The organism is Sanguibacter massiliensis (assembly GCF_900240335.1).
GTDB classification, from domain to species: domain Bacteria; phylum Actinomycetota; class Actinomycetes; order Actinomycetales; family Cellulomonadaceae; genus Flavimobilis; species Flavimobilis massiliensis.
Genome location: NZ_LT964979.1, coordinates 2942627 through 2956535, shown reverse-complemented (window position 1 = coordinate 2956535; position 13909 = coordinate 2942627). Strand labels below are relative to the sequence as shown.

Genomic DNA, 13909 nt, shown 5'->3' with positions numbered 1-13909 from the left:
GGCGCCGCCACGTAGTGTGGTCCCGACCGATGCCGTGCACGCGCGAACCGTGCGAGCACGACCACCCAGTGCAGTGGAAGAGGCGATCTGCGAAGTGTCCGGAAATGCTGAATCAGCGTCGATCAGCGGGGCGAGCGCCACGTTCGGTGCGAACGAGTGGCTCGTCGATGAGCTCTACGAGCAGTACCTCCAGGACAAGAACTCCGTCGACCCCTCGTGGTGGGAGTTCTTCGCGGACTACAGCCCGAGCACGACCGTGACGTCCGACGTCACAGCTCCCCCCGCGACCCCTGCGAGCCCCGCAGNGGACTGGCCCGCGCTCGTCACGGCCGTCGGAGAGCGGCTCAGCCAGCGCGCGCTCGTCGTCCTCCTCACGACGACGGACCCGGCGGCCGTCGAGGCGGGGCTCCTGCCCGTCGTCGACGGGATCGTGCGCGACCACCCCCCCCGCGCCGCCCCCCCGCGGGGCCCCGGGGTCGGCGCGCCGCGCCGCCCCCCCGCCCACGCCGCCGGCCGGCCACGGCACGACGCCGGTCCCGCCCGTGCCGACGGCGGCCCCCGCGACCGCGCCCTACGCGCAGCGTCCCGTCACCCGCACCGACGCGGCGGCCGCCGCGACGAGCACCGAGAACGTCGAGAAGCTCCGCGGGCCCGCGGCACGCGTCGTCACGAACATGGAGGCGAGCCTCGAGGTCCCCACCGCGACCTCCGTGCGCGCCGTCCCCGCCAAGCTCATGGTCGACAACCGCATCGTCATCAACAACGCGCTCTCGCGCGGTCGCGGCGGCAAGGTCTCGTTCACGCACATCATCGGCTTCGCCCTCGTCGAGGCCCTCGCCGAGATGCCCGCGATGAACGCGTCCTACACGCAGCTCGACGGCAAGCCCGCCATCCACCACCCCGCCGACATCAACCTCGGCATCGCGATCGACCTCCCCAAGCCCGACGGCTCGCGCCAGCTCATGGTGCCCTCCGTCAAGGCCGCACAGACCCTCGACTTCGCCGGGTTCTGGGCCGCCTACGAGGACATCGTCCGCCGCGCCCGCGCCGGCAAGCTCGAGGTCGCGGACTTCCAGGGCACGACGATCTCGCTCACGAACCCCGGCACGATCGGCACCGTCCACTCCGTGCCCCGCCTCATGCAGGGCCAGGGCACGATCGTCGGCGTCGGTGCCATGGACTACCCCGCCGAGTTCCAGGGTGCCTCGGTCGAGCGCCTCGCGCGCATGGGCGTTTCCAAGGTGCTCACACTCACCTCGACGTACGACCACCGCATCATCCAGGGCGCGCACTCGGGCGAGTTCCTCCGCATCCTCGGCAACAAGCTCCTCGGCGAGGACGGCCTCTACGACCGCATCTTCGCGGCGCTCCACATCCCCTACGAGCCCGTCCGCTGGGTGCGCGACAACACGGTCGACGACGACGTCGAGGCCGCCAAGCCCGCGCGCGTCGCCGAGCTCATCCACGCGTTCCGCTCGCGCGGTCACCTCATGGCCGACACGGACCCGCTCACGTACCGGGTCCGTCGCCACCCCGACCTCGACGTCCAGACGCACGGCCTCACCCTCTGGGACCTCGACCGCACGTTCCCCACGGGCGGCTTCGGCGGTAAGCAGAAGGACACGCTGCGCAACATCCTCGGCCTCCTGCGCGACTCGTACTGCCGCACGATCGGCGCCGAGTACATGCACCTCGCCGACCGCACGCAGCGCAAGTGGCTCCAGGCACGCCTCGAGGCAGGCTACGAGCGCACGCCCCGCGAGGAGCAGCTGCGCATCCTCGGCCGGCTCAACGCGGCCGAGGCCTTCGAGACGTTCCTCCAGACGAAGTTCGTCGGGCAGAAGCGGTTCTCGCTCGAGGGCGGCGAGTCTCTCATCGCCCTCCTCGACGGCGTCCTCAACTCCGCGGCACGCGCAGGCCTCGACGAGGTCTGCATCGGCATGGCCCACCGCGGCCGGCTCAACGTGCTCGCGAACATCGCGGGCAAGAGCTACTCGCAGATCTTCGCGGAGTTCGAGGGCAACCTCGACCCCAAGACGTTCCAGGGCTCGGGCGACGTCAAGTACCACCTCGGCACCGAAGGCACGTTCACGACCGACACGGGCGAGTCGACGAAGGTCTACCTCGCGGCCAACCCCTCGCACCTCGAGGCCGTCAACGGCGTGCTCGAGGGCGTCGTGCGCGCCAAGCAGGACAAGATCGACCTCGGCGGCGACGGCTTCTCCGTCCTGCCGATCCTCATCCACGGCGACGCGGCCTTCGCGGGCCAGGGCGTCGTCCAGGAGACGCTCAACCTCGCCGGTCTGCGCGGCTACCGCACCGGCGGCACGGTCCACATCATCATCAACAACCAGGTCGGTTTCACGACGGGCCCCGGCTCGTCGCGCTCGACCCTCTACACGACCGACGTCGCCAAGGGCCTCCAGGTCCCGATCTTCCACGTCAACGGCGACGACCCCGAGGCCGTCGTCCGCGTCGCCGAGCTCGCGTTCGCGTTCCGCGAGGAGTTCGACCGCGACGTCATCATCGACATGGTCTGCTACCGCCGCCGCGGCCACAACGAGGGCGACGACCCGTCGATGACGCAGCCCCTCATGTACAACCTCATCGATGCCAAGCGCTCGACCCGCAAGCTCTACACGGAGACCCTCGTCTCGCGCGGGGACATCACCGACGACGAGGCCGAGCAGGTCGCGCAGGACTTCCAGGCGCAGCTCGAGCGTGTCTTCGCCGAGGCGAAGGAGGGTGGCTTCCAGCCGCCCGCGCACACCGAGGCGGTCCGCGGCCTCGAGATCCCCGAGTCGCAGCGTGAGGACGCCGGCACGATGGTCGGCTGGACGACCGCGATCGACCGCTCGGTCGTCGAGCTCGTCGGACGCACCCACGTCAACCCGCCCGAGGGCTTCACCGTCCACCCCAAGCTCGCCCAGCTCCTCGAGAAGCGCGAGCAGATGTCGCGTGAAGGAGGCATCGACTGGGGCTTCGGCGAGCTCCTCGCGTTCGGCTCCCTCCTCACCGAGGGCACGCCAGTGCGCCTCGCCGGGCAGGACTCGCGCCGCGGCACGTTCGTCCAGCGTCACGCCGTCATGCACGACCGCGAGACGGGCGCCGAGTGGACGCCGCTGCTCTACCTCACGCCGGACCAGGCGAAGTTCTGGGTGTACGACTCCTCGCTGTCCGAGTACGCAGCCCTCGCCTTCGAGTACGGCTACTCGGTCGAGCGTCCTGACGCCCTCGTCCTCTGGGAGGCGCAGTTCGGCGACTTCGTCAACGGCGCGCAGATCGTCATCGACGAGTTCATCTCCTCCGCCGAGCAGAAGTGGGGCCAGCACTCCTCGCTCGTCATGCTCCTGCCGCACGGCTACGAGGGCCAGGGACCGGACCACTCCTCGGCCCGCATCGAGCGGTTCCTCCAGCTCGCGGCCGAGGACAACATGTTCATCGCGCAGCCGTCGACGCCCGCGTCGCACTTCCACCTGCTGCGACGCCAGGCGTACCACCGTCCGCGTCGTCCGCTCATCGTCTTCACGCCCAAGCAGCTGCTGCGTCTCAAGGCCGCCGCGTCGAGCGTCGAGGACTTCACGACCGGAACGTTCCGGCCGGTCATCGGCGACGCCACCATGGCGGCCAAGGCCGACGGGGTCGACCGCGTGCTGCTCTGCTCGGGCCGCGTCTACTACGACCTGCTCGCGCGCCGCACCAAGCTCGGTGACGAGCGCACCGCGATCGTCCGCCTCGAGCAGCTCTACCCGCTCGAGACCGAGGCCGTCGCGGAAGCTCTCGCGCCGTTCGGTGACGCCGAGCTCGTGTGGGTCCAGGACGAGCCCGAAAACCAGGGTCCGTGGCCGTTCATGGCGATGAACCTCCAAACGGCCCTCGGCCGCCTCATCCGGGTCGTCTCGCGTCCCGCGTCGGCGTCGCCGTCGGCCGGCACGATGAAGCGGCACCAGCGGCAGGCCGAGGAGCTCCTCACGGCGGCGTTCGCCCGCTGACGCGGACCGTGCGCCGCGGGAGGCCCGTACCCCACCCGGGGTGCGGGCCTCCCGCACGTCACAGGACTGCGGGGCGGGGCGTCCGGCTCGTCGGCATGGCCCGGACCCTCCCCAACCCGTGCTCGGTCCTCGCTCCACGCCGTCAGGCCTAGGCTCGCAGCATGCAGACGAAGCGATGGAGCGACGGACAGCAGGTCTCGGCGATCGGCCTCGGCACGTGGCAGCTGGGCGCCGACTGGGGCGAGGTCGACGAGAAGGACGCTCACGCGGTCCTCGACGCGGCGCTCGAGTCAGGGGTGACGTTCTTCGACACCGCCGACGTCTACGGCGACGGTCGCTCCGAGCAGATCATCGGCTCGTTCCTCCGCGCCCGGCCCGACGCTGGCGTCTTCGTCGCGACGAAGGCCGGACGCCGCATGCCGCAGCTCCACGAGAACTACTCACTCACGAACCTTCGCGCCTGGACGGACCGGTCCCGCCGCAACCTCGGGCTCGACACCCTGCCGCTCGTGCAGCTCCACTGCCCGCCCACGTCCGTCTACGCGGACGACGAGGTGTTCGACGCCCTCGGCACCCTCGTCGACGAGGGCGCGATCGCGTCGTGGGGCGTGAGCGTCGAGAAGCGTGCCGAGGCCATGCGGGCGCTCGAGCGCCCCGGGCTCGCGAGCGTCCAGATCATCCTCAACGCGTTCCGGCTCGCGCCGTTCGACGACGTCGTGCCGACCGCGACCGAGCGTGGCGTCGCGATCATCGCGCGCGTCCCACCCGCGTCGGGCCTGCTCGCGAACCGGTACACGCCGACGACGACGTTCGCCGCCGACGACCACCGCACGTTCAACCGGAACGGCGAGGCCTTCGACGTCGGCGAGACCTTCGCGGGCGTCGACTTCGCGACGGGCGTCGCCGCCGCAGCCGAGCTCGCGTCGTTCGCCCCCGAGGGCCTCACGGCCGCCCAGGCGGCCCTCGCATGGCTCGCGCAGCACGACGGCGTGACGACCGTCATCCCGGGCGCGCGCTCCCCCGAGCAGGCACGCGCGAACGCCGCGGCGGGCGCAGCAGCGCCTCTCCCCGCGGCGTACGACGACGCGGTGCACCGCCTCTACGAGCGGGACATCCGCGCCGCGGTGCACGAGCGCTGGTAGCCGCCTCGCGGCGTGTCACGGCCACGGCGCCGCACGCCACGGGTGACGATGGGACGAACCTGCGAGGAGGCCCCCACGTGACCAGGAAGCTGCGCATCGTCGTCGTCGGCGACGAGCTCGCCGCCGGTGTCGGCGACCCCCGAGCCCTCGGCTGGGTCGGACGCGTCGTCGCCCGCACGACGGAGGTCGACGTCGAGCACTACGTCCTCGCCGTCCCCGGCGAGACGTCGACCACCCTGTCCGCACGCTGGGAGGCCGAGACCGAGCCCCGGCTCACGACCGATCCCGACGTCGACCAGCGGCTCGTCGTCGCCCTCGGACGGCACGACCTCACCGCCGGGCTCTCCGTCGCCCGCTCACGGCTCAACCTCGCGAACATCCTCGACGTCGCCGAGGCGCGGCACCTGCGCACGCTCGTCGTCGGGCCCCCGCCCGGGACGCACGACGACGGCGAGCGCCTCGCCGACCTCTCACGCGCCTACGGCGACGTCGCGCAGCGCCGACGCGTCCCGTACGTCGAGACGTTCACGCCCCTCGTCAACCACGACCAGTGGCATGCCGACCTCGCCGGCCGCGGCGACGACCTCCCCCAGCAGGCCGGCTACGGCCTCATGGCGTGGCTCGTCCTCCACTCGGGCTGGCACCACTGGCTCGGCCTCGCCGACCCCGACGCGTAAGCTCCGCGAACCCCCGGTTTTGCTGCGAGGCCCCGTCCGTCCGGACGGGGCCTCGCTGCACGACGGTGACGGACGATCAGACCTCGACGCCCAGACCACGCAGCGACAGGGTGAGGTCCTGCGGGTTCGACGACGAGCCGATCGCCTCGTCGTATGTGATGCGACCCGAGACCACGAGCTCGCACAGGTGCTGGTCGAACGTCTGCATCTTGTAATAGCCGCCTTCCGCGATGAGGTCCGCGAGCGGCGGGTTGTCGAGCGGGTTGACGATCGCGTCGGCCGTGCGCCCCGTGTTGACCATGACCTCGACCGACGGGCAGCGGCTGTCGTCGACCGTCCGCACGAGGCGCTGCGAGACGATGCCACGCAGCATCTGCGAGAGCGCCGTACGGATCTGCAGCTGCTCGTACGGCGGGAAGAAGTCGACGATGCGGTTGACCGTCTCCTGCGCGTCGAGCGTGTGGAGGGTCGAGAGCACGAGGTGACCCGTCTCCGCCGCCTGGAGAGCCGCACGCACGGTCTCGATGTCACGCATCTCACCGACGAGGATGACGTCCGGGTCCTGGCGCATCGCGGCACGCAGCGCCGTCGAGAAGTCCTTCGTGTCCTGACGCACCTCGCGCTGCGAGATGATCGCCTTCTTGTCCTCGTGGAGAACCTCAATCGGGTCCTCGATCGTGATGATGTTCACCTCACGGTGAGAGTTGATGAGGTCGACCATCGCTGCGAGCGTCGTCGTCTTGCCCGCACCCGTCGGGCCGGTGACGAGCACGAGGCCGCGCGGCTCGAGCGCAAGGTCCCCGACGATCCCCGGGACGCCGAGCTCGGCGAGGCTTGACGTGCCCATGCCGACGAGACGGAACACCATTGCCGTCGTCCCGCGCGCCTGGTAGGCGTTGACGCGGAATCGGCCGACGCCCGCGACCGAGTACGCGAAGTCCGCCTCGTGCGTCCGCTCGAACTGGTCGACGAGGTCCGACGGCAGGACCTGCGAGAGCATGTGGTCCGTGTCCATCGGCGTGAGCACGGGCACCTGGAGGCGCCGGAGGCGACCGTCGACACGCACGCGCGGCGCGGAGCCGACCTTGACGTGGAGGTCCGACGCCTCGGCCTTCACGACGGCGTGGAGCAACGGGATGACGGACTGCGGCGTGGCGTTCACGCTAGACAGTATCGGCCTCAGGAGCGTCCGACTTGAGCCTCCGTGCCCCGGGGTGGCGGACAGGTTCGCACGCACCGCCGCCGGTGTGGGACGATGGACGACGGCCAGCACGACACGAGGACTTGGAGTCACCATGAGCAAGCGCGGACGCAAGCGTCGCAGCCGCAAGGGCAGCGCCGCCAACCACGGCAAGCGCCCCAACGCCTGAGCATCCGCTCGGAGCGGCCGGAGAACGGCACACGCAAGGCCCCGGAGCATCGCTCCGGGGCCTTCGTCGTCCCGGGCGCTTCGACCCGGGAGCGTGGGCCCTGGGAGGGCACAACACGACAACGGGCGCGGGACTGCCGTGGCAGTCCCGCGCCCGTGCGTCGGACGTGAGTGTCAGCGGTTCCCGACCGGCACATACGCGCGCTCGGTGGCGCCCGTGTAGACCTGGCGCGGACGGCCGATCTTCGTCGACGGGTCCTTCATCATCTCGCGCCACTGCGCAATCCAGCCGGGCATCCGGCCGAGCGCGAACAGCGGCGTGAACATCGCCGGGCTGAAACCCATGGCCTTGTAGATGAGGCCCGTGTAGAAGTCGACGTTCGGGTAGAGCTTGCGCTCGATGAAGTACTCGTCGCTGAGCGCGATCTCCTCGAGCCGCAGCGCGATGTCGAGGAGCTCGTCGCGCGCACCGAGGGCGTCGAGCACCGCGTACGCCTTCTTCTTAACGATCGCCGCGCGCGGGTCGTAGTTCTTGTAGACGCGGTGGCCGAAGCCCATGAGGCGGACGCCCGCCTCCTTGTTCTTGACGCGCGTCATGTACGTGTCGACGTCGTCGCCGGACTTCTTGAGCTCCGTGAGCATCGACAGCACCGCCTCGTTCGCGCCGCCGTGGAGCGGGCCCGAGAGCGCGTTGATGCCGGCCGCGACCGACGCGTAGAGGTTCGCGTGCGCCGAGCCGACCATGCGGACCGTCGACGTCGAGCAGTTCTGCTCGTGGTCGGCGTGGAGGATGAGAAGCGTGTCGAGCGCGTCGACGACGATCGGGTCGGCCTCGTACGGCATGTACGGCTGCGCGAAGCTCATGCGGAGGAAGTCGTCAACGTACCCGCGCGAGTAGTCCGGGTAGAGCAGCGGCTCACCGATCGAGCGGCGGTGCACGTACGACGTGATCGTGCGGGTCTTCGCGAGGAGGAGGACGCTCGCGAGCTCGACCGTCTCGTCGTCGAACGGGTCGAGGGACTCCGGGTAGAACGTCGAGAGCGCGTTGATCGCGGACGCCATGACGGCCATGGGGTGCGCGTTGCGCGGGAAGGTCCCCATAAACGTGCGGAAGTCCTCGTGGACGAGCGTGTGCCGGTTGACGCGCGTGACGAACGCCTCGAGCTCGGCCACCGACGGCAGCTCGCCGTGGATGAGGAGGTACGCGACCTCGAGGAACGTCGAGTTCTCCGCGAGCTGGTCGATCGGGTAGCCCCGGTAGCGGAGGATGCCCTCGCCGCCGTCGATGTACGTGATCCCGGATTCGCACGACGCCGTGTTCGTGAAGCCCGGGTCGAGTGTCACCTTGCCGGTCGTGCCGAGGAGCGAGGAGACGACGATGCCGTCGTTGCCCTCGGTCGCGGGGACGACGGGGAGGTCCTGGGTGACCTGACCGACGGTGAGCGTCACACCGGTCTGCGCGTTCTGGGTCATGGTGTCCTTCCTTGGGGCCGTGGCCCGGGGGCTGCGGCCGCTTTCGTCCGTGAGCGTCGACGACCTCCCGGAAGCGTCCGCGGGTGCGGAGGTCCGCGCTGCGGACCTGGGAACCCCATCTTCGGCGGGCTGCGTCGACCGTCTGGGTCGACGGTACCCGCGGGGAGCGGCCGCGGACCAATCCTCACGGGTCATCTGCGGGTCAGAATCAGGTGATGAGCGTCACAAAACCTGGGACGAACGTCCCAACCTGCGGGGTCATGCTCCGGCGAGCGCCCGGAGACGGGTCGCAGCAGCGGCCGCGCGCTCGTCGCTCACCGTGAGCGCGACCCGCACGTGACCCGCTCCCGCGGGCCCGTAGAACGCCCCCGGGGCGACGAGCAGCCCGAGCCCCGCGAGGCGCTCGACCGTGACCCAGCAGTCGACGGGCTCACCGACCGGGCGCGCCCAGAGGTAAAGCCCCGCCTCGGAGTGGTCGACGACGAACCCGGCCGTCGCCAAGGCTCCGCCAAGAAGGTCACGCCGCGCCCGGTACCGCTCGCGCTGCGCCGCGACGTGCCCGTCGTCATCGAGCGCCGCGACCATCGCCGCCTGGACCGGAGCCGGGACGATGAGCCCGAGCTGCTTGCGCAGCGCGAGCAGCTCCCCGACGAGCGCCGGATCTCCCGCGACGAACGCCGCACGGTAGCCCGCCATGCTCGACTGCTTCGACAACGAGTACGTGACGAGCAGGCCCGTGTGGTCGCCCCCGCACACGCGCGGGTCGAGCAGGCTCGGCACCGACCGCGGGTCGTGGGCGCCGGGTCCCCAACCGAGCTCGGCGTAGCACTCGTCCGAGACGACGACCGCGCCCGTGCGTCGGGCAGCCTCGACGACCGCGCGCAGCTCGGCGACGTCAGCGACGCGGCCGTGCGGGTTGCCCGGCGAGTTCACCCAGACGAGCCGCATGCCCTCGCGTCCGTCCCATTCGCGCACGTCGTCCGTCGCGAGGGCGGACGCGCCCGCGAGCCGCGCTCCGACCTCGTACGTCGGGTAGGCGACGGCCGGATGGACGACGGTGTCGCCCGCTCCGAGGCCGAGCATCGACGGCAGGAGGCCGACGAGCTCCTTGGAGCCGACGGTCGGCAGGGTCGCGTCGGGCGTGATCTCGACGCCTCGACGGCGCGCGAACCAGCCCGCGATCGCGGCACGCAGCGCCGGGGTGCCCGCCGTGAGCGGGTAGCCGTGTGCGTCCGACGCGGACTCGAGCGCGCGGCGCACGACGTCCGGGGTCGCGTCGACCGGCGTGCCGACCGAGAGGTCGACAATCCCGTCCGGGTGCGCTGCCGCACGAGCCTTCGCGGGCTCGAGGAGGTCCCACGGGAAGTCGATGCCGGTGAGCGGGCTCAGGCCCATACGTCCTCCTCATGGGCGTGCGCAGGCGCGCACCCGATGTCTGCCGTCACCCTGCCGTCCGTCACCCGGCAACCCTACGACCCCACTACCTCCGGAACCCCCGCCGTACCTGATCGCGAGACAGGGCCGGGACTGCCCGGGGTGACGGGGCGCCAGATCAAGTCGTCCCGGATGGCGGGACGGGTTGTTCCGGGGGTCCTCACTTCCTAGGTTCTGGATCACGCACCACGCACCGACCGAGGGGACACCATGACCACGACCGCACCCGGCAACGCCGAGGCGACGCCTCGCGCCTCGCGCGGCGTCGCCAAGCCCTCCCGCTCCACCCGGCCCCAGGGCCAGTGGAAGATCGACGGCACCGAGCCCCTCAACGCCAACGAGGTCCTCAAGCAGGCCGACGACGGCCTCAACGTCCGCGAGCGCATCGAGACGATCTACGCCGCCGGCGGCTTCGAGTCGATCCCCAAGGAGGACCTCCACGGACGCTTCCGCTGGTGGGGCCTCTACACCCAGCGCCGTCCCGGCATCGACGGCGGCCGCACCGCCCAGCTCGAGCCGCACGAGCTCGAGGACGAGTTCTTCATGATGCGCGTGCGCGTCGACGGCGGCGCCCTCACGACCGAGCAGCTGCGCGTCATCGGCCAGATCTCCGTCGACTTCGCGCGCGACACCGCCGACATCACCGACCGCCACAACATCCAGCTCCACTGGGTCGACGTCCGCGACGTCCCCGAGATCTGGCGACGCCTCGAAGCCGTCGGGCTCCACACGACCGAGGCGTGCGGCGACGTCCCCCGCGTCATCCTCGGCAGCCCCGTCGCCGGCGTCGCCAAGGACGAGATCCTCGACCCGACCCCCGCGATCCGAGCGATCGCCGAGCGCTACATCGGCGACCCCGCCTTCTCGAACCTCCCGCGCAAGTACAAGACCGCCCTCACCGGGCACCCCAGCCTCGACGTCCTCCACGAGATCAACGACGTCGCGTTCGTCGGCGTCGTCCACCCCGAGCTCGGCCCCGGCTACGACCTCTGGGTCGGAGGAGGTCTCTCCGCCCAGCCCCGCCTCGCCGAACGCCTCGGAGCGTTCGTCACCGAGGAGCAGGTGCTCGACGTCTGGGTCGGCGTCACCTCGATCTTCCGCGACTACGGCTTCCGCCGCCTGCGCAACAAGGCACGCCTGAAGTTCCTCATGGCCGACTGGGGGCCCGCCAAGTTCCGGGACATCCTCGAGACCGAGTACCTCGGCCACGCGCTCGCCGACGGCCCCGCCCCCGCCCCGGCCCCGCGCCCCGGCGACCACATCGGTGTCCACGAGCAGAAGGACGGACGCTTCTACGTCGGCGCAGCTCCCTATGCGGGACGCGTCTCGGGCGAGACCCTCCTCGAGGTCGCCCGGCTCGCCGAGGCCGCAGGCTCCGCACGCGTCCGGCTCACGCCCCACCAGAAGCTCCTCGTGCTCGACGTCCCCCGCGGGCAGGTCGACGCGCTGGTCGACGGGCTACGCGCGACCGGGCTCGAGACGCACGCGAGCCCGTGGCGCCGCGACACGATCGCGTGCACCGGCATCGAGTACTGCAAGCTCGCGATCGTCGAGACCAAGGCGACGGCCCGCGCGACCGTCGACGCGCTCGAGGCACGGCTCGACCGCGGCGACCGCGCCCCGATCCTCCTCAACATCAACGGCTGCCCCAACGCGTGCGCCCGCACGCAGGTCGGCGACATCGGCCTCAAGGGCCAGCTCGTCACGAACGACGACGGCGAGCAGGTCCCCGGGTTCCAGGTGCACCTCGGCGGCGGGCTCCAGGGGCACGAACGCGACGAGGGCGGCCTCGGGCGCACCGTCCGCGGGCTCAAGATCACGGCCGACGGCGTCGCTGACTACGTCGAGCGCGTCGTGCGCCGCTACGACGACGAGCACGTGGGCGACGAGACGTTCGCCGACTGGGCGCTGCGCGTCGACGACGAGGTGCTCCAGTGAGCACCGTCGACCTCCCCGGGCCCTTCGGCCGCGCCCCGCGCGGCGTCGCCGTCACGGGCACGGGACCTGGCGTCGTCGCGCAGGGACGTACCGGTGACCTCGCAGCGTTGGGTGCCGCAGGCCGAGCCCGCGCGGCCGAGCACGAGCAGGCGCGCGCCGCGCACGCAGCCGCCCGCGCCCTCCGCGGCACCCGACGACGCAGCGACGACGAGCTCAGGCGGCTCGCCGCCGAGGGCGCCGCCCTGCTCTCCCCCGCCGACGGCCCCGAGGCGACCGCCGACGAGGTCGCCGCCTGGGCATCCGAGACGTTCGGCGACCTCCTCGCCGTCGCATGCTCGATGGCAGACCTCGTCCTGCCCCACGTCGTCGCGCAGCATGCCCCGTGGGTCGACGTCCTCTTCCTCGAGACCGGCTACCACTTCCCCGAGACCCTCGGCACGCGCGACGCCGCCGCGGGCAGCATGCCCATCACGGTCGTCGACGTCGCCGCGGCGCAGTCCGTCGCCGAGCAGGACGCCCAGTACGGACCGCGCCTCCACGAGCGGGACCCCGGACTGTGCTGCGCGCTCCGCAAGGTCGCCCCACTCCACGCCGCCCTCGGCGGCTACGAGGCCTGGGTGACGGGCGTCCGCCGCGACGAGGCCCCCACCCGGACGGGCACACCGCTCGTCACGTGGGACGAGAAGAACCGCCTCGTGAAGATCAACCCTCTCGCCGCCTGGTCGTTCGACGACCTCCTCGCCTACGCGGCGAAGCACGCGGTGCTCATCAACCCGCTGCTCGACGACGGTTACCCGTCGATCGGCTGCGCACCGTGCACCCGCCGGGTCGCCCCCGGCGAGGACCCGCGCTCCGGCCGCTGGGCCGGGCTCGACAAGACAGAATGTGGGCTCCACGCATGACGACGACGACCGACGCCCCTGCTGTGCAGGCCGCGCCGTACACCCTCAGCCACCTCGACCTCCTCGAGTCCGAGGCGATCCACATCATCCGTGAGGTCGTCGCCGAGTTCGAGCGGCCCGCGCTGCTCTTCTCGGGCGGCAAGGACTCCGTCGTCATGCTCCACCTCGCGGCCAAGGCCTTCTGGCCCGCGCCCGTGCCCTTCCCCGTCGTCCACGTCGACACCGGGCACAACTTCCCCGAGGTCCTCGCGTACCGCGACGCCGAGGTCGAGCGGCTCGGTCTGCGCCTCGTCGTCGCCTCCGTCCAGGACTACCTCGACGACGGGCGCCTCCAGGAGCGTGCCGACGGCACCCGCAACCCCCTGCAGACCCAGCCGCTGCTCGACGCGATCTCCGGCGGACGCTTCGACGCCGTCTTCGGCGGCGGACGACGCGACGAGGAGAAGGCGCGCGCCAAGGAGCGCGTCCTGTCCCTACGCGACGAGTTCGGACAGTGGGACCCGCGCAACCAGCGACCCGAGCTGTGGAACCTCTACAACGGGCGACACCGTCCGGGCGAGCACGTCCGCGCGTTCCCCCTGTCGAACTGGACCGAGCTCGACGTGTGGCGCTACATCGAGCGCGAGAACATCGCGCTGCCCGGGCTCTACTACGCGCACGAGCGCGAAGTCTTCGACCGCGACGGCATGCTCCTCGCCGTCGGCCCGTACTCCGCACCGCGCACCGACGCCGAGGCCGCGTCCGTCCGCACCGAGGTCGTGCGCTACCGCACCGTCGGCGACATGTCGTGCACGGGCGCCGTCTCGTCGGACGCGACGACCGTCGCCGACGTCATCGCCGAGGTCGCGACGACCCGCATCACCGAGCGCGGCGCGACCCGCGCCGACGACCGCATCTCCGAGGCCGCCATGGAGGACCGCAAGAAGGAGGGGTACTTCTGATGCCGCACCCCCGCCCCGCCGTCCCCGCCNATCTACACGTA

Annotated in this window: 9 protein-coding genes and 1 pseudogene; 7 read left to right on the top strand and 3 right to left on the bottom strand. The window is 71.4% G+C overall.

Features of this window, described 5'->3' with window-relative positions; genetic code table 11:
• The first annotated feature begins 94 nt into the window (after positions 1–94).
• From C1729_RS13630 to C1729_RS13620, 3 genes and pseudogenes are all read left to right on the top strand, one after another.
• Positions 95–3992: pseudogene (locus C1729_RS13630) on the top strand (multifunctional oxoglutarate decarboxylase/oxoglutarate dehydrogenase thiamine pyrophosphate-binding subunit/dihydrolipoyllysine-residue succinyltransferase subunit).
• A 161-nt stretch (positions 3993–4153) separates the two neighbouring features.
• The gene (locus tag C1729_RS13625) at positions 4154–5134 is read left to right on the top strand and encodes an aldo/keto reductase (protein WP_102510406.1); all 981 of its coding nucleotides are present in this window, start codon (positions 4154–4156) and stop codon (positions 5132–5134) included.
• Between the two features lie 77 nt (positions 5135–5211).
• Positions 5212–5811, top strand: coding sequence for a GDSL-type esterase/lipase family protein (locus tag C1729_RS13620; RefSeq protein WP_242493853.1), 600 nt, complete (start codon positions 5212–5214; stop codon positions 5809–5811).
• Between the two features lie 76 nt (positions 5812–5887).
• On the opposite strand, the gene C1729_RS13615 is transcribed toward C1729_RS13620, so the two are convergent.
• Positions 5888–6973 (bottom strand): type IV pilus twitching motility protein PilT, encoded by a 1086-nt coding sequence (locus C1729_RS13615; RefSeq protein WP_242493852.1) that lies wholly within the window; start codon positions 6971–6973, stop codon positions 5888–5890.
• A 133-nt stretch (positions 6974–7106) separates the two neighbouring features.
• Here C1729_RS13615 and C1729_RS15425 point away from each other — a divergent pair, with 133 nt between their 5' ends.
• On the top strand, positions 7107–7181 hold the full coding sequence (locus tag C1729_RS15425; RefSeq protein ID WP_156968370.1) for a 50S ribosomal protein bL37: 75 nt from the start codon (positions 7107–7109) through the stop codon (positions 7179–7181).
• A gap of 173 nt (positions 7182–7354) precedes the next feature.
• Here C1729_RS15425 and C1729_RS13610 read toward each other — a convergent pair whose 3' ends face one another.
• Positions 7355–8653 (bottom strand): citrate synthase, encoded by a 1299-nt coding sequence (locus tag C1729_RS13610; RefSeq protein ID WP_102510404.1) that lies wholly within the window; start codon positions 8651–8653, stop codon positions 7355–7357.
• 258 nt (positions 8654–8911) lie between these two features.
• Complete coding sequence (gene dapC / locus C1729_RS13605) at positions 8912–10048, bottom strand: succinyldiaminopimelate transaminase (protein WP_102510403.1); 1137 nt, start codon at positions 10046–10048, stop codon at positions 8912–8914.
• 249 nt (positions 10049–10297) lie between these two features.
• On the opposite strand from dapC, the gene C1729_RS13600 reads away from it, so the two are divergent.
• The 3 genes from C1729_RS13600 (at position 10298) to cysD (ending at position 13868) form a co-directional block, all read left to right on the top strand.
• A complete protein-coding gene (locus tag C1729_RS13600; RefSeq protein WP_102510402.1) occupies positions 10298–12025 on the top strand; it encodes a nitrite/sulfite reductase in 1728 nt (575 codons plus the stop codon).
• Between the two features lie 107 nt (positions 12026–12132).
• Positions 12133–12927: a phosphoadenylyl-sulfate reductase gene (locus tag C1729_RS13595; RefSeq protein ID WP_102510713.1), complete on the top strand. Its 795-nt coding sequence runs from the start codon at positions 12133–12135 to the stop codon at positions 12925–12927.
• On the top strand, positions 12924–13868 hold the full coding sequence (cysD, locus tag C1729_RS13590) for a sulfate adenylyltransferase subunit CysD (protein ID WP_102510401.1): 945 nt from the start codon (positions 12924–12926) through the stop codon (positions 13866–13868). Before C1729_RS13595 ends, cysD begins: the two co-directional genes overlap by 4 nt.
• Positions 13869–13909 lie beyond the last annotated feature (41 nt).